This is a genomic window from Plantactinospora soyae, assembly GCF_014874095.1.
Classification (GTDB): Bacteria; Actinomycetota; Actinomycetes; order Mycobacteriales; family Micromonosporaceae; genus Plantactinospora; species Plantactinospora soyae.
In genome coordinates this window covers 3,745,690-3,763,826 of record NZ_JADBEB010000001.1, presented here as the reverse complement: position 1 = coordinate 3,763,826, position 18,137 = coordinate 3,745,690, and the positions used below count along the sequence as shown (strand labels likewise).

Sequence of the window (18,137 nt, the reverse complement as noted above, 5' to 3'; positions counted from 1 at the left end):
CTCCGCCGGTCATCGACGGCGACGGTGGCCGCCGGTCATGGAGGCGACGGTGGCCCCGGACCTCGACGTCGACGTCGACGGAGGTCCACGTCGCCCCGCCGACCTGATGCCCGTTGCCCGTTGCCCCGACCGAGCGAGGAAGGACCTGAGGGATGAGACACCCGGTCGAACTGCTCTTCCTGTCCGGCACCATCGAGGAGGTCGAGCAGATCACCCCTCGGATGCGTCGGGTACGCATCGCCGGAGAACGCCTCAAGACCGTTCCCTGGCTGCCCGGACAGCACGTACGGGTCAACGTCTCGCCGCCCCGGCAGTGGCTCCGCCACCCCGGCGACGCCCGACGGACCTACTCCGTCTGGCAGCTCGACCGCACCCGGGGCACCCTCGACCTCTGCGTCCTCGACCACGGCGACGGCCCCGGCGCGCGGTGGGCCCGGACCGCCCGCCCCGGGCAGCCGGCCACCCTGTCCCGGCCGGAGGGGCGGCTGACCCTACGCGAGTCGCCGTACCACCTCTTCGTCGGCGACGAGACCGCCGCCGTCCCCTTCGCCGCCATGCTGCGGGCCCTTCCGACACAGACCCCGGCGTACGGGGTCCTCGGCACGGACAGCCCCGACGGGGAGGTACCGCTGCCGCCCGGCCATCGGCTCTCCTGGGTCCATCGTGGTGACGCCGACCCCGCCGATCCCGGCGCACTGCTGCACGCCGTAGCCGCCCTCGACCTGCCCGTCGGGCCGGGTACCGCCTACCTCGCCGGTGAGGCGCGTACCTGCCAGGCCGTCCGGGAACACCTGGTCCGCGAGCGCGGTTGGAGCCGCCGCCAGGTCGTCGTCAAACCCTTCTGGGCACCCGGCAAACGGGGAATGGACTGATCCCGGGCTCAACCACCGGCGGCTGGCCGCAGGTGTCGCGCTCGCCTTGCCGAAGCACTGCCATGCCCAAGCGGGTTCACCGGTGCCGCTGGCGATCTCCCGGGTCGCCGCCGGAACCGTACGGCCGGCACCCCGGTGACGTACCGGTGTACCGGCCGGCGCCGGAGGATCAGAAGCCGGGGAAGACCTTGCGCAGGTCGTCCAGGCTGAGTGGACCGGTCACGGTCACCCCGTCCGGGGTGTGCTCCGGCGAGAGGCGGCCGGTGGCCAGCCGCAGGAACGCCTCGGCCGGCGCCACCAGTTCGCCGTCCGGCTGCTCCGGCAGGTCGGTCAACTCGACCCGCTCACCCAGCCGCAGCCCGAGGGAGCGCTCGGGGTCGTTCAGCCGCACCGCCAGTTCGGCCTGCCGGCCGTCGAGCGCCTCCGGCTTGGCGACCCAGCCGAGCAGCACTCCGACCTGGTCCACGAGCAGCGGGACCGCCTCCGGCGCCACCGTCGCGAACGAGTTGAAGCCGACCTCGACGTCCCACTGGTGCAGGGCGAACTCGCTGAGCCGCATCCGGGCGGCGGCGCCGACGTCGATCGGCGCCGGAAGGAAACCCAGGTCGATCCGAAGCTTCTCGCGGGCGGTCGCGTCCAGCGCCTCGTACTGCTCGACGAGCCGCCGGTTGGCCTCGAGGAAGCCCTCGGCCTGCTCGATCGGCTCCATCGAGTCCCACCTGGCCCAGACCCGCTTGTTGAACTCGCCGTCCAGGGCCGGCCCGTCGGTGAGCGCCGCGCTCAGGGTGGCCTGGTTGATCTCGGCGCCACTACCGAGGTGGCTCAGTACCTGGGACACCTGCCACTGGCTGGCCCCGGACGGCCGGACCAGATCGGTCGGACCGAGATCCCGGACCAACGCGGCGAGTTCGTCGTGGCCCGACCGCAGAGCGGCGATGGGCTGGTCGGCAAAGGTGGCCATGGTCTTCCTGTCTCCCGAGTGGTACGCCGCCGACCCCGAACCGGCCGACGCGACAGAGTAATCATGCCCGCTGCCGCCGACAACGCGCCGCCGCTTCGACCGGCGTACGCGTCCACGCCGTCGGGTACGACGCACACCGGACCGGCGCCGTACGTCAGAGGTGCCGGTGTTCCCATCCTGGCCCGTACCTCGGGCCGGTGTCCCCGCCCTGGCCCGGACGGCGGCACCGACCCCGCCGACGCCCGGAGATCAGGCGACGCACTCCTTGTCGATCATCGTGCCCACCTCGACGAGATCGGTCTGGAGGAACTTGACCGGGTCGGACGACTTGGCGCCCGACTCCAGCCTCGTCACCATCTCCTCGATCAGGGACTTGATCTCGGGATCGTTCGCCTTCTGGGCCTGTACCTCCAGTTGCCCGGCCAGGGTGGTGAGGGTGGTCTTGATCTGCTTCGCCTGCGCGGCCTGGTTCAACCCGTTCTCGATGGCCTTCACCGAATCGTCGGCGATCTTCACGCTGCCGTCGAGGAAGACGTCGAGAACCGCCGCGCAGACCTCCTTGCTGTTCGGGGCGGCAGTGGGGCTCGGCGCCGCCGCGCTCGGGCTGGCCGAGGTGCCACCCGTCGGACCTGCCGCGGTCCCCTCCTCCTCGCTCGGCCCACAGCCGGCGGCGAGCACCGCCACCGCGGTGAAGGACAATGCGATATAACCCGCCTTATAGAGACTCTTGTTCATACAAACCCCCATGATCTTTGAGCAACGGCGGCAGAGTAACAACGGGGATCAAGAGCAGGCCGGGCCCGACCTGACGGGGCCGGAGTCGATCGGCCTCAGTAGCCGAACAGCGCCATCACCAGGGCGACGATCGCGACGGTGAGCAGTGCGGCACCGGTGCCGACACCGGTGACCGCGCTGGCCCGAACCGGCCGCCTCCGGACGACCGGAACCGCGGCCAGTGCCACCAGGGTGACCAGCACGCCAGCCACGTGGACCAGCGGGAATTTGATCAACGCGGCGAGCGGGAAGAAGTGCACCCCCACGACCAGGGCGATCCACGGGGCGATCAGGTCGCGGTAGCGCTCGCGGATCGAGAGGAGGCCGGCGCCCAGACCGGCGAGGCCGAACTCGATGCCGACCAGGATCCCGAAGTTACGACCCGTGTCGGGGGAGTTGAAGACGGAGCCGTCCGACCAGTGCTGCCAGGCCAGGAGTCCGCCGGCCACGGCGGTGAGGAGCGCCGCGACCGAGCCGGCGATCAACGGCCTGCGCCACCGCTCCGGAGGGGCCTCCTGCGCCCAGCCGAACCAACTCGAGCCGAAGAAACCGAAGATGACGGCGGTCATCGCCGCGTCGCGGACGTACTCGGCAAGCATGGGGCTCCCCCGGATCGGCAATCGTTGCGGAAGCGGCAGCCTATCCAGCCGTCCGCCCCGACCGGAGCAGGACGATCTCACCGACCAGCACTCCGCCGACGGTTGGCCGAGTACGCGGACTTTCCGCAGCTCAGCGTGGCGCGATATTTACACCCGCAAGACCCTCGATTAACATGATCACAAGCGAATAGACGTTGGGTGGCGCCCCCGACACTGAAAGTGATCGCCTGCCCGGGATGGGCAGCGCGACACCGAAGTGACGACAGGAGATCTACCGTGGGCTCCGAGATCGCCAGATCCGTACCCGACCACCCCGAGAACTCCGCTTCCGACGGGACGCCTTCGCCCGTACCCCCACCGGTCCGGCCGGGGCGCTCCCGCCGGTCGGCCTCCAAACTGATGACGCTGGTGGCGGGTGCCGCCCTCGTCATAGCGAGCACACCCATGTGGAGCGGCGACGAGGGCGCCGCGCTCGACGACGCCGAGCTCTCCGCGGCGCCGACGTACACCATCGGACTGCAGCCACCGCAGGACCCCGGTCCCTTCCCCGGCAGCGTCACCCCGACCACCCCGACCATCACCATCGCGGGTGAGCGGGACGGCGAGAGCACCTTCGACGTCGTCCGGTACGACCAGGTGCGGCCGAAGTCACCGGGCCAGTTGGACTTCGACCACTTCCACACCGGGATCGAGATCCAGTGGTGGCTCAAGAAGTGGGCCCACCAGCGCCCGGACATCGTCGACCTCTACATCGTCGGTGAGAGCTTCAGCGGTCAACCGATCTACCAGGTGACCATCACCGACAAGTCGACCGGTACCGACACCGACAAGCCGGCCGCGTTCTTCGAGGGCAACCGGCACTCCGGGGAGATCTCCTCGGCGGAGAGTTCACTGTGGCTGGCCAACCACCTGATCAGCCGTGCCGGCAAGGACCGACAGGTGGACAAGCTGCTCGACGACAAGGCCGTCTACATCCGGCCGGTGAACAACCCCGACGGGCACGACCTGTACCTCTACACCGCGCAGACGAACCGGTCCTCGGTCCGGCCGACCGACAACGACGAGGACGGCAAGCTCGACGAGGACCCGGGTGAGGACCTCAACGGCGACGGCTACCTGGGCCAGGTACGCAGGTACGTCGGCGCGGGCAAGGGCACCCACGTGATCGACGACCGCGATCCGGCCAAGATCGTGATGCGCAGTGTCGGTGCCGGTGCCGGCGACTACCTGATGTCCTCCGAGGGCGTGGACAACGACGGCGACGGACGCGAGAACGAGGACGGCGTCGGCGGCCTCGACCTGCACCGCAACTATCCGTACAACTGGCACGTCATGCCCGGGTACGACGAGACCGGCCGCAACCTGACCCAGGCCGGTGCCGGCGAGTACCCGCTGTCGGAGCCGGAGACCCGGCACGTCTACACCTGGCTGATGTCGCACACCAACATCGGCGCGGTGAACAGCATGGACACCCGGGTCCCGATGCACCTGCGCGGTCCGTCGACCTGTGACCCGGTCGAGTGCATGTACACCGGCGACCGCAAGCTCTACGAGCACTTCGACCGGGCCGGCGTCGGCTTCACCGGCTACCGGTACTCCGGCAGCGTCTACATCGACTACGCCACCCGCAACGGCGGTGACCCGGAGGCGCTGTTCGGACACGGGCCGGACTTCGGCTACTTCCAGTACGGCGCGATCTGGTACGGCGACGAGATCTGGAACGGCGGCGACTTCGTCGACTACGACAAAGACGAGCGGTTCGCCGACTGGGAGCGGTCGCGGTGGTGCGTCGAGAACCGCCGGAACAACTGCTTCCTGCCCTGGACCAAGGCCCAGCACCCCAAGCTGGGCGAGGTCGAGATCGGCGGGATCAACCCCAAGTTCTGGGCCCAGAACCCGGCGCCCGACCTGATCGGCAAGTGGGCCGCGAACCAGGCCAAATTCAACCTCTACCTGACCGAGTCGCTGCCGCAGGTGGAGATCTCACAGGTCGGTGTCAAGCCGCTCCGGGCCGGGCAGACCGACGGGGCGACGCACGAGATCTCGGCCACCGTCACCAACACCGGCCGGATCCCCACCGCGCTGGAGCAGGCGAAGGAAGTCAAGATCGTGGCTCCCGACACGGTGGCGGTGGAGGGCGCCCGACTCGTCGGTGACGCTCCCCAGTTCTTCCTCGACGGCGGGAAGAAGCAGCGGGTCACCCTTCGGGTGACCAAGGCCGACACCGAGTCGGTCACGGTACGGGCGGTCAGCGTACGCGGCGGCCTCGACTCCGCACCGGCACGCCTGAGGTAGCTCGCCCGACGTCGTCCCCGCCCCGCCGCACGGGGCGGGGACGACGTCCCGGCCGGTACCCGCACTCACTCGAATGTCCGGTACCCGCGCTCGGCCGAATGTCCGGTACCCGCGCTCAGTCGAGGTGGTCGGGTCCGTCGCCCGCGTCGAGCCAGGACTCCAGCATCAGCCGGTCGATCGAGTCCGGGTTGCCCAGTCGACCCCGTGCCCCCCGACGGGTACGCAGGTCCGCCCGGCTGAACCACCTGGTCTCCAGCAGTTCCTCGCCGTCCACGCTGGTGGCCTCACTGGCGGCCCGGGCGACGAAGCCGACCATCAGCCCCGCCGGAAAGGGCCACGGCTGGGAGGCGAAGTAGCGGACCGAGTCGACGACCACGCCCGCCTCCTCGGCCACCTCACGCCGGACCGCGTCCTCCAGGCTCTCGCCGATCTCCACGAAACCGGCCAGCAGGGCGAAGGAGTCCTCGTCCGCGCCGGCGTGCCGGGCCAGCAGGCACCGGCTCGGCGTACCGGGCAACTCCACCAGCATGATCACCGCAGGACTGATCCGGGGGAAGAGCGGCAGGTGGCAACCGGCGCACGCCCGGGCCGCGCCGCCCTCGACCGGTCGGGTCCGCGTACCGCAGGTGCCACAAAATCGCTGGTTACGGTGCCAGTGGCAGAGGCCACGGGCGTACCCGAGTACGGCCGCCCCGGCCGGGTCCAGCCGGTGCACGAGCTTGCGTACGTCCACCGTCCGGTCGGCACCGATCGCGCCGAGCGCCTCGGTCTCCGAAAGCTCGCTCAGGTCGACCGCGAACACCGGCCGGCCGGCGTGCAGACCGAGGAACACCGGGTCGCCGACGCCGGCCGGCAACCGGTGCCGATCGGCGCCGCCCAACCGGGCCACCGCGTCGTCCGTCACCAGGCAACGGTCCCGCCACAGCGGGATGATCTCGACATCGTCCCGGTCGACCAACACCCGCAACGCCTCGGGATCGCGCCGGAGCTGACCCGCGCGGTCGAGGGCACCGCCGGCGTACGGCGTGACGACCTCGCCACCGAGGCTCAGCACCGCGCACCGGCGAGCCGACTACCCGTACCCGGAGCAGGGCGAACGCCCGCCGAGCGCAACATGACCAGAAGCATCACCGCATGCTACGACCGGCCGGGGCCGACGCCCGGCGGCGGGTGGCCGGGCGCCCTGCTCGGGCAGGACGCCGCCGATCGGCGAACTCGACCTTCCAGGCGGGTGGGGCACAAACGGACGCTTCGCATTCGCCAGGTTCACGTCCACGCAGGCGGAGGAGTACGGTGACGGCGTCCCGAACCGGGTGGCTGGCCACGACAGGGTTCTTGAAGGGTATCGAGATGCGACCGTTGCGAATTGCCCTGGCGGTGCTGCTCTTCGCCGCCGTCAGCCCGCTCACCGCCAGTCCGGCGAGCGCCGCCGCGGACACGGCGCCCCCGGTGCTGGCAGACGTCACGATCTCGCCCGACACGGTCCAGGTCGCCGGGGTGGACCTGGTCCCGGTGACCGTGCGGGTCCGGATGACCGACGAGTCCGGCGTCATCGAGAGCGGCGAGATGGGCGGTGGCACCCTGCCCGCCCTCACCCTGCAACGGGTCAGCGGCAGCGGTCAGAGCCTCGAGGGCGCCGCGTTGAAGCTCAGCTCCGGAACGGCACAGGACGGCGTCTGGAGTGCGACGATCCACGTGCCCTCCACCTGGGACGGTCGGTGGGAGGTCAGCCAGATCCGGGCCGACGACGCCGCCGGCAACCAGCTCTCCATCGATCCGCGCGAGGCGGGGAAGGTCGCGGCGGTCGACGTCACCGGGACCCACCAGCCCGCCGTGACCATGCAGTTCACGCCCGACCCGCTGGTCGGCGACGGCCCGCTGACGGTGCAGGGGCGGTTCTACTTCAAGGACACCGACAAGGGGATCCCGAACCAGCCGATCTTCTTCGGCGCCGACAACATCTGCGTCGAGTACGGCGCGGAGCCCAACGGCACCACCCGCGCGGACGGCACCTTCTCGAAGACGTACCCGAAGGGCGACGCCTTCCTGCGGTGCGTCGGCATCCTGCGCCCGGCGAGCAGCGCCTTCCAGCCCGCCTTCATCGTCGTCACCTCCGGTCACCCACGGGTCAAACCCGCCGTCACCGCGACCGCGAGCCGGACCAGCGTGACGGCCGGTACGAAGGTCACCATCAGCGGCACCGTGATGCCGTACGGCGTGTCGACCACCGTCCAGGTCCAGCAGCTGCGGAACTCGTCCTGGCGGACGCTGGGCAGTGCCCAGGTCGGTGACGGAAACCGGTACACGTTCGACGTCAGGCCGGAGACGGCGGGAGCCAACCAGTACCGGGTCGTCAGCCCGAGCGACGATGACGAGCTGACCGGTGTGTCGCCGACCGTCGTCGTGACCGTGGGGTCGTCCGGCGGCGGTGGCGGTGACGACGAGACCCTGCCGATCACCGGCCCGGCGGCGCTGCGGATGGCGGGCGGCGCGGGAGTCCTCATCCTCGTCGGCGTCGGCCTCCTGCTCTTCGGACGGCGTCGGCGGAACCCGGCGACCTCGCAGCCCTCGGCCGACCGCTGATCCGCGAGCTCGACTGATCAGGCACGTTCCCGGTCCCGCCCGTATCGCCACCATCGCGGGCGGGACCGACGTATCCCGAAGACTCTTCCGCAGTACGTCTCGCCGAACCTGCAACCGATCCACCGCGTCGCGCCGATAGAGGGGTGATGCCGTGGAGAGGGGACCAGGTGACGACGGAGGAAGACCAGGACTACGTCGAGTACGTTTCGGCGTCGTTGGAGCGATTACGACGTGCCGCGTATCTGTTGTGCGGTGACGCCCATCGCGCCGACGACATCGTGCAGTCGACGCTCATCTCGGTGTATTTGCGCTGGTCGAAGATTCGTCGGGTCGAGAACCTCGACGGGTACGTGCACCGCATCCTGGTACGGCGCTACGTCGACGAGAACCGACGCTCCTGGGCCCGGGTGTTGCTGGCCTGGCGGGTACCGGAACTGGCGGCGAAACCGACCGCCAGCACCGAGGACGCCGACGCCGTACAGGCCGCGCTCGCGGGGTTGAGCCGAGGCCAGCGCAGTGTGCTGGTGCTCCGTTTCATCTGCGACATGTCCGTGCAGGAGACGGCCGCCGCCCTCGACTGCTCGACCGGCAACGTCAAGAGTCAGACCTCTCGTGGGCTCGCCGCCATGCGTACGACGTTGCGCGCGCAGTGGCCCGCGGCCAGATCAGAGTCCATCCGGGAGGTGGCGAACAGATGACCTCGTTCGAAGGCGACGACGACGCCGTGACATTCCAGCGCCAGGTATCGACGGTCACGCTGCCGCCGGGCCGGCTCACCGCCAGCGACCTGCTCGCCGAGGGCCAGCGCGCCCGGCGTCGCCGTCGTGGGCGCTCGGTGGCGGCGTCCGTCGGCGCACTCGTGCTGACGGCGGGCGTCGTGGTGGGAATCGGCGCGTACCTCCCCGGCGGCGGCGGTGCGGCCACGCCGCCGGCCGTCGGTGCCGGGCCGCTGACCCCGAGCCCGACCGCGTCCGCCGCACCCCGGCCCTGCACCGTCGAACGGCTGCCACTGCCGCGCGGCGCCGTCGACGGCGCGGTCAACGCGGGCTCTCCGAACGGTCGGTACCTGGCCGGTTTCATCCGCACCAGGACCGTCCCGGGCACCCCAGCCTGGTGGGACGGCAGCCGGGTGCAGCGAATTCCGATTTCCGGTCTCGGCGAGGCGATGGGGGTCAACGACAGCGGCGTGGTCGTGGGCGATTCCGGATCGGGGGCCTGGACCTACGCCAACGGCAAGCTGACCATGCTGCCCCTTCCGAAGGGTTACACCAGCGGCGAGGCGACTGCGATCAACAATCGGGGGCAGGTGGCCGGTGTGCTGTTGGGCGGCGGACGGGTGGCCGCCGTCGTCTGGCACGGCACCGGTGCGAACGCCCGGGTCGAGGTGCTGAAGGCGCCGAAGGGCGGCGCGATGGCCTTCGGCATCTCCGAATCCGGCATCGTGGTCGGCCGGCTGGACGAGGGCGGCCTGTACCGGTGGGACGCCGAGGGCCGGGGCAGCCGACTGGCTTCCCCGCAGGGGTCCACCGACGGCCATGTCACCGGCGCCGGGGGCGAGTGGGCGTACGGCGCGGCGGACGCGTCCGGCGGGGACGGCGCGGGGCCGGATCCGCAGCTGACGCAACAATCCGGCGGCGTCCTCATCCAGGGCGATCGGCGGACCGCCACGCTGTGGGACCTGCGTACCGGCGCGGCCAGCGTGGTGGGCGACGGCCAGGTGGGTGCGGTCAACCAGCGGGGCCAGCTGGTGGTGAACGGCCCCGACAACACCATGGTGCTGCGTCAGCCGGACGGCTCGCAGCGCGAGTTGGCACTGCCGGACGGCCCGAGCAGGTACGCCTACTCGCTGAGCGACGACGGTACCCGGATCGGCGGCACCAGTGAGGATCAGCCGGTGCGCTGGACCTGTCCGACGTAGGTCACCGACGGAGGGTCGCGGGAGGCCACGGGTGCGATCCGCGCCGGTGGCCTCCCTGTGTCGGTCCTCCGAGTCGTGGCAGTCAGTCGAGCAGTACGACCCTGCCGGTGTCGAGGTCGTACCGGGCACCGACGATCGCCAGTTCACCGGCGTGGACCTTCTCCCGGATGATCTCACTGGCCTCGGTGAGGTGCCGGGCCTGGGCCAGCACGTTGGCCCGGACGGCCGCCTCAACCACGTCGCCGGGCCCGCCGATCAGCGGCTCGACGATCGGACGCAACGCCTCGACGATCGCGTTGATCGCGCCCGGGGCGTGGCCACCGCTCCCGATCACCTCGACGGCGGCGGAGACGGCACCACACCGCTCGTGCCCGAGCACCACCAGCACCGGCGGAGCGAAGTGCTCCACCGCGTACTCGATGCTGCCCAGCATGATCGTGTCCACGATGTTGCCCGCGACCCGGTTGTCGAACAGGTCCCCGAGGCCCTGGTCGAAGAGCACCTCCGGCGGTACCCGGGAGTCGGCGCAACCAACGACGACCGCGAACGGGTCCTGCCCGTCCGCGAGGTCGCGGATGTCCCGTGGCGACTGGTGCGGATGCCGGCCCCGCCCCCGGACGAACCGCCGGTTGCCCTCGGTCAGGCGGGCGAGCGCCGCCTCCGGGCTGTCCACGGGTACGTCGCCGGACGGTTGCGCGGCGGCCGGACCGGCGAGTCCGACGGTCCCGACGGCGGTGAGCCCGCCGACGGCCAGAAGCGATCGGCGGGAGATGGCCTGCTGCTGTGGAGTGTTCTGCACAACCAGACAACGTACGCCAGCCGGCAAACCTTGCCACCCATATCCGATGGCGACTGGGTGGCCGGCTTTCGAAATGGTCGCGCTCGATGGCCTGCGCCGCTCGGGTGGCCGTACTTCCGGCCGCCCTCGGGTCAGCGTTTCGCTCACCTGACTTCCCGGCCGGACGGTCCTGCCGCAGCTGGCTGACTCGCCGGTCTACGGGGTTGTGACACCATCGCGCAAGGACTGTGTGCGCCACGAGTCTTGGGAGGACCTGATGACGACCGCCGCCGATGACGCCCGCCGCTGCGCGCGCGCCCTCGTCGCAAGCCTGGACGACCAGCAGCGCCACCTCGTCCGCGGTGACCTCGCCGATGTCGACCTGCGACAGTGGACCTATCTGCCGGGGCAACGGCCCGGGCTGTCGATGGAGCACCTCACCGGCGCTCAGCACACGCTCGCGATCGAACTGCTCCGGTCGGCCCACTCTGCCGGCGGCGGCGATCTCGCCGTCGGCGCCGTCGAGGTCGAACGGGTCAGACGGGAGCTGACGACCGGCTCACCACCCGAGGGCGACCGCTACTGGCTGCGGGTGCTCGGCGACCCGGACGGCGACGAGCCGTGGGGCTGGCGGATCAACGGGCATCACCTGGCCGTACACGTCGTCGTGACGCCGGGCGGCATCACGTTCACGCCGCACTTCGTCGGTTCCGAACCGGCCGTCGTACCCACCGGGCCGCACGCCGGTAGCCGGATTCTCGGTCCGGAGGAGGACCTGGCCCGCCAGTTGGCAACCGGGCTCGACCCCGACCAGCGCAGGCTGGGCATCAGCGCCGAGGTCGCTCCCGACGACATCCTCACCCGGGCCGATCCGGTGGCCGACCCCGCCCTGCTGCCCGAAGGTATCGGCCGCGACCTGCTACGGCCGGCGCAGCGGGACATCCTCGACCAGTTGGTACAGCGCTATCTCCACCGCGCGCCGGCGCCGTACGCCCAAGCCTGCTGGCGCGACGCCGAGGCGGCGGGCCTGCACCGGATCCGGTTCGCGTGGGCGGGCTCGACCGCCCTCGGCGAGGGCCACTACTACTGCATTCAGGCACCCGACTTCCTCATCGAATACGACAACACCCAGGACAACGCCAACCACGCCCACTCGGTGTGGCGGCACCTGCGCGACGACTGGGGTACCGACCTGCTCCGCGACCACTACGCACGGCTCCACACCGCCGTGTGACATGCGAACGTGAGCGGCGGTTCCGTCCGGCGGATGGGTTCGCTTTCGCTTCCTGAGTCGAACGGCGGCTGCGGGTCGTACTCCACGGCCAGCCGAATGGTCCCGTCAGCATGTACTTCAACCCGGAAACCGGTGAAGGCGACCGAACTGCACAGGCTTCGGCATCGCCTCGACCTGATCCGCACGTTCAACATGTGTTGGGGCGCTACCCGGTGGGGTGCTCAACCGACCGGAGCGCGCTGGGCCGCGAGCCGGGTGAGCACGGCAATCGCGTCTCGGGCCGAGTAGTTCGAGAGCCAGGTACTCACCGTGAACGTGGCGCGATCCGCTCCCTGCTGATCCGGTGGGCGGAGCGTGGCGGGCAGGTCCTTGATCCGGACCACCAGCGTCCAGGGGCCGCCCGAGATGCCCGTACGACTCGTCTGGATCGCGAAGATGGACTCGATGTGGCTCCAGGGCGCCCGGATCGCGAAGGCGTCCGTGCCGGTGCGGCTCCGTGCGCGCACCCAGACCCCGCCCAGATCAGCGGCGAGCCAGACTCCGGTCACCTTCGGCATGACGCGGACTATGGCGAAGAGCATCACGACCAGGAAAGGAAGGGCAAGCACCAGCAGGGTCCACGGCACTCCGGCCGGACTCATGGCCGGCACGCACAGCGGCGACAGAATGCCCAGCCACACGACCGGTTGCATGGCCAGTACCCACACGAGCGCCCTGCGGCGCAGGACGAACGGTTGACCCTCGTCCGGGATGCTCGGTGCACTCCGGATGATCTGGTCGTCAGCCACCGAACATCTCGCGGGACAGTCGGCCGAGCGCTGCCGGGCCGTCGCGGCCGTCCAGGGCAGCGGGATCGACAGTGAGACCCGTGATCCGCTGATATTCCGCCTGAGCGGTACGGCTGAACTCGGCCTGCGCCTCGGCGATGAGCGACAGGACCGCCTGGGCGATGGCGCGGCCGTCACCCCGGCGCAGCGCCGAGTCGGCGATGTGGAGATCCAGCACCTCGCGATCAGGACCAATCGTGACCTCGATCAACCGATCGTCGCTATGTCGCGTCACCCGTAGCTGCGCCATGGCGTCACCGGCCTCCAGGATGCGAGCCCGGGTCGCCTCGAAGGCGTTCACCATCTCGTCGAGCCGGGCGGCAAGGTCCTCTCGCACAGCTACTCCTAGGTGTATGGGTCCGCGGTCTTCGGGGTCCAGCCCTGCGCGCGACCGTCGATGCTGGGCAGCGCGTCGACCGGCGAGTTGGAGTGGCGACCGACGCTGTCGAGCGTGCTCTCGTGCTTGGCCAGTAACGCGACACGCGGCGTCGCCATCGACAGGTACGTGATGACCCCGGACGCGAGCGCACCGATCAGTCCGAGTAACGACAGGATGATGTTGCCGGCTCCGACCAGGCTCACCACGCTCAGGATCAGGCCGACGGCGGTCAATACCGCGCCTACCATCTCCAGCCAGGTTAGTTCGATGCCGTCCGCCACCGCCACAAGGGCGCCACCGACGATCGGAATGCTGTCGGCCTCCTGGTGCAGCGCCGCTCTGACCTCGCCGAGATAGCGTTCGTACGCCTCGCTGGCGCTGCCCTGCCAACGGTCTTCGACCGTCCGCAGGAACTCGTCCACCAACCGCTCTGCGTGAACGTTCAGCGCGGGCGAGGTCGGAGAAGAGGTAGGACTCGTGCCCCACACCTCGGTAGCCGCACGCCGGAACTCGTCCGTGTCGACGAACTGCTGGAACTCCTTGAGCATCTTGATCGGGTCATCGACGCCGACCAGGCGGGCGACCCCGCTGAGGACGTGGCCGCCTCCGGCAGTGCGAGAGTCATCGGCCGGCCGCCCCGGTCCGCCCGGCGGCGCCCCGGTCGCTGCGGTCGTACTCGTCAGCCGCCTCGCCGAGCAGGCGACCGGCTTCGCTGACGGCGTCCCGGATCCGGCGCAGGCGCCACTCCGTCCCAGACTGCGCGTCCGCATAGGTATCCCTGAAGGCCCGAAGCTCCTCGGCCATCAGATGAAGCCAACCGGTACGGCTACTGAACGCGTCAATCGGGATCGTTGCCGGTCCTCCCCCAGCAAACCTCTCCTGTAGCGGCTTGAGATCTTCTGCCACCTGATCCAGATGGACCGCGTACTTCCGTAGGACGTCCGTATCAGTACCGAACCCAGCCGGATTCAACATCTCAGGCCCCTCCCCTACCCCGCAGCCGACGATAGCAGTCAATCTGTTGATCAAGCTTGCCCTGCTCATCGGCCTGTCTATGGCTGGCGAGACCACACAAGTTCGGCCCCAGAGAATGACTGACATCAAACACCTGTCGCCTTCTGCTGTTTCTTGGCGCGCTCAATGAGGTGATCTCACCAAGCGTTGAAGGTCGTTTGAATCGGCACGGGTAGATCGTCCGGCGCCGCGCTCGCGGTACCCGACGGCGCGGCCGAGTGCTGAGCTGCGGCAAGCAGGCACTGTTCGCACTGGTCTGGTTCCGCAAGCGAGAGGACCTCACCGTGTTGGCCATGGGGCTCGGGATCAGCCGGGCCACCCGCTACCGCTACCGAGACGAGGCGGTGGCGGTGCTGGCTGTCGAGGCTCCCGAGCTGTCCGATGCCCTGCAACGTGCCCAGCAGGAGGGATGTTCGCACGTCATCCCGGACGGGAAGATGTCGACACCGACCGGTGCCGCGAGAAGACGATCAGCCGCAAGGGCGATGTCATCGATGTGTGGCACTCCGGCAAGCGCCACGACTTCGGCGGCAACATCCAGGCGGTAATGCGCCCGGACGGGTTGCCGATCTGGGTCGGACCGGTCGAACCCGGGTCGAGGCACGACCTGACGTGCGCGCAGGATCACGCCCTCGGCGCGCTGTATGCCGCAGCCGCTCAGGGCCTGCCGACCCTGGCCGACCCCGGCTACGACGGCGCCGGCATCGGGATCCATGTCCCGTTCACGCAGCCCGCCGATAGGCGCCGGCTCGGCGTGGACATCCGCACCTACAACAAGTTGCTTGGCGCGATGCGGGCGCTCGGCGAACGTGGCTTCGCCCTGCTGGTGGGCCACTGGCGCGTCCTGCAGCACATCACCGCCAGTCCCAGCGCATCGGCGATATCGTGAAAGCCGCCCTCGTGCTCACCCAATTCGAGCACGGATATCTACCTCAATAAGATCACTTCGTTACGGCAACGGCGTCGACCTCGACAAGCTGGCCCCGGTAGCCGAGCACCGTGACGCCGAGCAAGGTGCTCGGCGCGTCGTGGTCGCCGAACCGGGCGCGCACTACGTTCCAGGCTGCTACGAGGTCCGCCTGGTCGGTGCTCGCAACGTAGACGGTCGTCCGCACGACGTCTGTCAGCACAGCCCCTGCCGCCTGCAGCGCCACCTCAAGATTGTCCATGACCTGCCGGGCCTGCCCGGCGACGTCACCGAGCGCTACAACCCGATCGTGCTCGTCGATCGGACACGCGCCGGCGGTGTGCACAAGCCGGGCACCGGCAGGGACTACCGAGGCGTAGGCATACGGGACAGCATCGGTCAGGCCGCTGGCACGGATCAATTCCACAGACATGACGCCGACGATGCCACGTCCGCCGCCCGCCATACCACCGAGTTCACGCCAGCATCTGGCCCCTCTCTCCGTCGCTAGCCGCCCAACGCCGCGAACGCGCCCGCATCCGCAGCGAACGACATCGACGCTGGGGCCAACCCACCACCCGAGCAGCCTGACGACACCACGAACGTTCGTGGTCACGGCACTAGGGACATCCCGAGACCGTGACCAGCGGTTTTCTCGCGCACTTGGCGGATCCGCCAAGTGCGCCGCCGGATAGATGAGAACCGCCAAGATCGATGAGAACCGACATCAGCTGTAGGTTCCCGTTCGAGTTGGCGCCGGTCAGAGCGTTGACCTGCGAGCGGCGGCCCTTCCTCACCGAGATGGCGGTGCGGTCTTCTCAGCAAGATGGCGCTCTCTTGGTCACCTTCGTGCGCGACGATCGCCGCGGCCGGTGGCATGTCGACGACCGCCGTGAAGATCATTTTGGGCTGCGGGCAAGTAGGTACGTCAACCGTTTCGCCCGCACCCGGAAGGGCCGCCCATGATCGATACCTCCACATGATTCTTTCCTCGGACGACACCCTAGGCAGGGAACCCCGCCTGGCCGCCGAACACCGCGACGCAGAGACACTGCGACGCTCGCGGACCGATCCGGAAGCGTTCGCCGAGCTCTATGACCGGTACTTCGGCGAGCTGTACCGGTACGCGGCGCGGCGAGTCGACGGAACGGCCGACGATCTGGCCGCCGAGGTCTTCCTCATCGCGTTCAGTCAGCGCGGCCGGTACGACCCGGACCGGGGACCGATTCGGGCGTGGCTGTACGGCATCACCACTCATCTGATCAAGCGGCACCGCCGTGCCGAGGTACGTGGCTATCGTGCCCTGGCTCGGATGTCCGCCGAGCCGCCGTCAGACGCCTCCGACGAGCGCCTTGTCGCCCGGGCAGCGGCGTCAGCCGTACGCGGTCGGCTCGCCGCCGCGCTCGGCCGGCTCACTGCCCGCGATCGCGACACATTGCTGCTCGTGGCCTGGGCCGAGCTCTCCCACTCCGAGGCCGCCGCCGCACTCGGTGTACCGGTTGGCACGGTCGCCTCCCGGCTGCACCGGGCCCGCCGCCAGCTCCGCGAGGCGCTGGGCGACACCAATCCCACCCAGGAAGTCTTCTCCGGCAGGGAGTCCCGCAATGGATGAGCTTGATCTGTTGGCCACCGTACGGTCGGCGCCGCCGCCGACACCCGAGGTCGAGGCGCGCGGCCGTGCCCGGTTGGCTGCGGTGATCGCCGACGAGACGGCACGTGGCATTCGACCGCACCTGGTACGCGCCCCCCGTGGTGGCCGGTGGTGGCAACTCGCGGTGAGTGGCGCGCTCGCTGGCGGACTTGCCGCCGGGGTCGCCGTGATCACCCTCGCCTCACCCGACGCGAGCGTGCCGGGCGAGGCGCCGGGCACGGTTGCCGCGCCGGCCGACGTCCTCCGCGACGCCGCACTGGTCGCCGCCGCCGCCGACCTTGCCGTCCGCGACAACCAGTTCGTCCACGTCAGCTATCTGCGGACCGCCGCGACCACCGTCGGGGGCCCGGGGGTACCCGCGAGTGGTGGTCCATCATCGGAATCGGCGGGCAGGGGTTCACCTCCGGCGCCCCCGGGGCGGGCGGTCGGCGGCAGCCTTGCCTGGCTGGTGGACAGCAGGCAGGAGCAATGGGAGTCAGCGGACGCCGAGGGTGATGGGCTGCTGCGGCTGTCGTACTCGGCGCCCCGGCCGTTGCCCGGTCGGAGCCTGCCTCCGGCGGCGCGGCGGTTCCCCGACATCGAGGTACGGGTCGCCGCTTGTGCGCCGGACATGCGCGCGCCTTCGTACGCCTATCTGCGTGGGTTGCCGACCGGTCCTGGTCAGCTACGGACCCTGGTTGACGAGGAGGTACGGAAGACAAGCACTCCGCAGGATCTGGCTGATCCGGTCCGGCGGGGCGAGACCGTCTGGGAGATGCTGACCGCCCTGGCGCGGGCTCCGGCCGCTCCGGCGAAGCTGCGCGCGGCGGTGTACACCCTCATGGCCGAGCAGACGGACGTACGGCTCGTGCCCCACGCGACCGACGCGGCCGGACGTACCGGAGTCGCGGTGGCCCGGGAACTGCCCACCTACGGCACTCGGATGGAGCTGGTCTTCGACGGGAAGACCCACCAGTACCTAGGCAGCCGCACCGTCACCACGGCAGCCAACCCGCACATGGGCTATCCCGCCGACACGGTGATCGAATCCGACGCCCTGCTGGGAACCGATGTCGTGGACGCGCCACCGCCCGCCGGGCCGAATGCGCAGACCGCCGACTGTGGCGACAACCGACCGAAGGGCGAGTGACATGCGTCGAACGAACGCTTGCGTCGCGCTGGCTGCCATGTTCGGTGGCCTGCTGACCACCGTTGCCGGGCCAGCGACGGCCGCACCAGCATCGTCCCCGACGATCCAGCCTGTCCTGACCGAGCCGGCCAGTAGGTCCGCGCAGCGGCCGATCTTCGGCGATGACGCCAAGTCCGAGCCTCGCCATTGGCGGCGGGGGCGGTCCACGCTGCCACC

19 protein-coding genes are annotated in these 18,137 nt (G+C 69.9%); 9 read left to right on the top strand and 10 right to left on the bottom strand.

Translation table 11 applies throughout. The annotated features are described in order from the left end of the window. Nucleotides 1-152: 152 nt before the first annotated feature. Nucleotides 153-872, top strand: a complete 720-nt coding sequence (locus H4W31_RS16785) for a siderophore-interacting protein (RefSeq protein ID WP_192767517.1) — start codon at nt 153-155, stop codon at nt 870-872. A gap of 169 nt (nt 873-1,041) precedes the next feature. On the opposite strand, the gene H4W31_RS16780 is transcribed toward H4W31_RS16785, so the two are convergent. The 3 genes from H4W31_RS16780 to H4W31_RS16770 form a co-directional block, all read right to left on the bottom strand. Next, entirely contained in the window at nt 1,042-1,833 is a 792-nt protein-coding gene (locus H4W31_RS16780; RefSeq protein WP_192767516.1) for a maleylpyruvate isomerase family mycothiol-dependent enzyme, read from the bottom strand. Nucleotides 1,834-2,082: 249 nt separating this feature from the next. Beyond that, a complete protein-coding gene (locus H4W31_RS16775) occupies nt 2,083-2,568 on the bottom strand; it encodes a hypothetical protein (protein WP_192767515.1) in 486 nt (161 codons plus the stop codon). A gap of 95 nt (nt 2,569-2,663) precedes the next feature. Next, nucleotides 2,664-3,206: a hypothetical protein gene (locus H4W31_RS16770; RefSeq protein ID WP_192767514.1), complete on the bottom strand. Its 543-nt coding sequence runs from the start codon at nt 3,204-3,206 to the stop codon at nt 2,664-2,666. A gap of 276 nt (nt 3,207-3,482) precedes the next feature. Between H4W31_RS16770 and H4W31_RS16765 the strand changes: the two genes are divergently transcribed. After that, complete coding sequence (locus H4W31_RS16765; RefSeq protein WP_318783237.1) at nt 3,483-5,501, top strand: M14 family metallopeptidase; 2,019 nt, start codon at nt 3,483-3,485, stop codon at nt 5,499-5,501. Nucleotides 5,502-5,616: 115 nt separating this feature from the next. Here the strand turns inward: H4W31_RS16765 and nudC are convergent, their stop codons facing one another. Then, nucleotides 5,617-6,555 (bottom strand): NAD(+) diphosphatase, encoded by a 939-nt coding sequence (gene nudC / locus H4W31_RS16760; RefSeq protein ID WP_318783236.1) that lies wholly within the window; start codon nt 6,553-6,555, stop codon nt 5,617-5,619. A gap of 296 nt (nt 6,556-6,851) precedes the next feature. Here nudC and H4W31_RS16755 point away from each other — a divergent pair, with 296 nt between their 5' ends. The 3 genes from H4W31_RS16755 to H4W31_RS16745 all read left to right on the top strand — a co-directional run bounded on the left by H4W31_RS16755 (nt 6,852) and on the right by H4W31_RS16745 (nt 10,002). Then, nucleotides 6,852-8,084: an LPXTG cell wall anchor domain-containing protein gene (locus H4W31_RS16755; protein ID WP_192767513.1), complete on the top strand. Its 1,233-nt coding sequence runs from the start codon at nt 6,852-6,854 to the stop codon at nt 8,082-8,084. 167 nt (nt 8,085-8,251) lie between these two features. Beyond that, nucleotides 8,252-8,782 carry a SigE family RNA polymerase sigma factor gene (locus H4W31_RS16750; RefSeq protein WP_192767512.1) on the top strand — a complete coding sequence of 177 codons (531 nt, stop codon included), beginning with the start codon at nt 8,252-8,254 and terminating at the stop codon, nt 8,780-8,782. Beyond that, the gene (locus H4W31_RS16745) at nt 8,779-10,002 is read left to right on the top strand and encodes a hypothetical protein (RefSeq protein ID WP_192767511.1); all 1,224 of its coding nucleotides are present in this window, start codon (nt 8,779-8,781) and stop codon (nt 10,000-10,002) included. Before H4W31_RS16750 ends, H4W31_RS16745 begins: the two co-directional genes overlap by 4 nt. Before the next feature lie 82 nt (nt 10,003-10,084). Here H4W31_RS16745 and H4W31_RS16740 read toward each other — a convergent pair whose 3' ends face one another. Beyond that, nucleotides 10,085-10,801, bottom strand: a complete 717-nt coding sequence (locus H4W31_RS16740) for a carbonic anhydrase (RefSeq protein WP_318783235.1) — start codon at nt 10,799-10,801, stop codon at nt 10,085-10,087. Between the two features lie 256 nt (nt 10,802-11,057). On the opposite strand from H4W31_RS16740, the gene H4W31_RS16735 reads away from it, so the two are divergent. Beyond that, a complete protein-coding gene (locus H4W31_RS16735; RefSeq protein ID WP_192767510.1) occupies nt 11,058-12,014 on the top strand; it encodes a DUF3500 domain-containing protein in 957 nt (318 codons plus the stop codon). Between the two features lie 221 nt (nt 12,015-12,235). Here H4W31_RS16735 and H4W31_RS16730 read toward each other — a convergent pair whose 3' ends face one another. The 4 genes from H4W31_RS16730 to H4W31_RS16715 all read right to left on the bottom strand — a co-directional run bounded on the left by H4W31_RS16730 (nt 12,236) and on the right by H4W31_RS16715 (nt 14,264). Then, on the bottom strand, nt 12,236-12,802 hold the full coding sequence (locus H4W31_RS16730) for a hypothetical protein (protein ID WP_192767509.1): 567 nt from the start codon (nt 12,800-12,802) through the stop codon (nt 12,236-12,238). Beyond that, nucleotides 12,795-13,145, bottom strand: coding sequence for a YbaB/EbfC family nucleoid-associated protein (locus H4W31_RS16725; RefSeq protein WP_192767508.1), 351 nt, complete (start codon nt 13,143-13,145; stop codon nt 12,795-12,797). The genes H4W31_RS16730 and H4W31_RS16725 overlap by 8 nt, the downstream gene beginning before the upstream one ends. Nucleotides 13,146-13,186: 41 nt before the next feature. Continuing rightward, on the bottom strand, nt 13,187-13,768 hold the full coding sequence (locus tag H4W31_RS16720) for a hypothetical protein (protein WP_192767507.1): 582 nt from the start codon (nt 13,766-13,768) through the stop codon (nt 13,187-13,189). A gap of 73 nt (nt 13,769-13,841) precedes the next feature. Continuing rightward, a complete protein-coding gene (locus H4W31_RS16715) occupies nt 13,842-14,264 on the bottom strand; it encodes a hypothetical protein (RefSeq protein ID WP_192767506.1) in 423 nt (140 codons plus the stop codon). A gap of 379 nt (nt 14,265-14,643) precedes the next feature. Between H4W31_RS16715 and H4W31_RS42835 the strand changes: the two genes are divergently transcribed. Beyond that, a complete protein-coding gene (locus tag H4W31_RS42835) occupies nt 14,644-15,123 on the top strand; it encodes a transposase family protein (RefSeq protein ID WP_225945560.1) in 480 nt (159 codons plus the stop codon). 52 nt (nt 15,124-15,175) lie between these two features. Here the strand turns inward: H4W31_RS42835 and H4W31_RS16705 are convergent, their stop codons facing one another. Then, nucleotides 15,176-15,574 carry a RidA family protein gene (locus H4W31_RS16705; RefSeq protein WP_192772158.1) on the bottom strand — a complete coding sequence of 133 codons (399 nt, stop codon included), beginning with the start codon at nt 15,572-15,574 and terminating at the stop codon, nt 15,176-15,178. Between the two features lie 546 nt (nt 15,575-16,120). On the opposite strand from H4W31_RS16705, the gene H4W31_RS16700 reads away from it, so the two are divergent. Both H4W31_RS16700 and H4W31_RS16695 read left to right on the top strand, forming a co-directional pair. After that, the gene (locus H4W31_RS16700) at nt 16,121-16,753 is read left to right on the top strand and encodes an RNA polymerase sigma factor (RefSeq protein WP_192767505.1); all 633 of its coding nucleotides are present in this window, start codon (nt 16,121-16,123) and stop codon (nt 16,751-16,753) included. Continuing rightward, the gene (locus H4W31_RS16695; protein WP_192767504.1) at nt 16,746-17,921 is read left to right on the top strand and encodes a CU044_5270 family protein; all 1,176 of its coding nucleotides are present in this window, start codon (nt 16,746-16,748) and stop codon (nt 17,919-17,921) included. The genes H4W31_RS16700 and H4W31_RS16695 overlap by 8 nt, the downstream gene beginning before the upstream one ends. The last annotated feature ends 216 nt before the right edge of the window (nt 17,922-18,137 follow it).